General features: G+C 71.5%; 1 protein-coding gene. It reads left to right on the forward strand.

Going from position 1 to position 1,130, the window contains the following annotated elements; genetic code table 11:
* Nucleotides 1–86 precede the first annotated feature (86 nt).
* Nucleotides 87–1,130, forward strand: a 1,044-nt coding sequence (locus tag AC0CYZ_RS29025) for a 2-oxoacid:ferredoxin oxidoreductase subunit beta (protein ID WP_472221582.1), incomplete at its 3' end; no start/stop codon positions are given.

A 1,130-nucleotide genomic window follows, 5' to 3' on the forward strand; every position in this document is an offset into this window, starting at 1 on the left:
TCCTACACGAAGGTGGCCGGCCTGCCGTTCGGGGCCGAGGAGCTCGCCGGCGTCCTCACGGACGCCGTGAAGGGGGATCTTCCCGCATGACCACAGTGGACCTGCCCACCCCGAAGCGTGGTGGCCTGGACCTCGTCCCGACCACCGACACCCCGCAGAAGGCCAAGGACTTAACCTCCGACCAGGAGGTGCGCTGGTGCCCGGGCTGCGGCGACTACGCCGTGCTCGCGTCGGTGCGCTCGTTCCTGCCCGAGCTGGGCCTGCGGCGCGAGAACATCGTGTTCGTCTCGGGCATCGGGTGCTCGTCGCGGTTCCCGTACTACCTCGACACCTACGGGATGCACTCGATCCACGGCCGCGCGCCGGCGATCGCGACCGGGCTGGCCGTCTCGCGTCCGGACCTCTCGGTCTGGGTGGTCACCGGCGACGGCGACGCGCTGTCGATCGGGGGCAACCACCTGATCCACGCCCTGCGCCGCAACATGAACATCACGATCCTGCTGTTCAACAACCGGATCTACGGGCTGACCAAGGGCCAGTACTCGCCGACCTCCGAGGTCGGCAAGGTCACCAAGTCGACCCCGATGGGCTCCATCGACGCCCCGTTCAACCCGGTGTCGCTGGCCCTGGGCGCCGAGGCCACGTTCGTCGGGCGCGCGCTGGACTCCGACCGCAAGGGCCTCACCGAGGTGCTCCGCCGGGCCGCCGCCCACCGCGGCGCGTCCCTGGTCGAGATCTTCCAGGACTGCCCGATCTTCAACGACGGCTCGTTCGACGTCCTGCGCAAGGGCGACGACGTCGCCCAGCGGCTCATCCCGCTGGCCGACGGCGAGCCGATCCGCTTCGGCAACGACGGCGAGTACGGCGTCGTGCGGGCCGCGTCCGGCGGGCTCGAGGTGCGCCCGGTCGCCGAGGTCGGCGAGGACGCGCTCGTCGTCCACCGCGAGGCCGAGCACGACCCCACGCAGGCGTTCGCGCTCTCCCGGCTCTCCGACCAGGACCTCACCCACACCGTCACGGGCATCTTCCGCGACGTGGACCGCCCGACCTACGACGACGGCGCCCGCGCGCAGGTCACGGCGGCCACCGAGCAGGCCGAGCAGCGCGGCGACAACCTGCAGGCCCTGCTC

Source organism: Actinomycetospora sp., assembly GCF_055612215.1.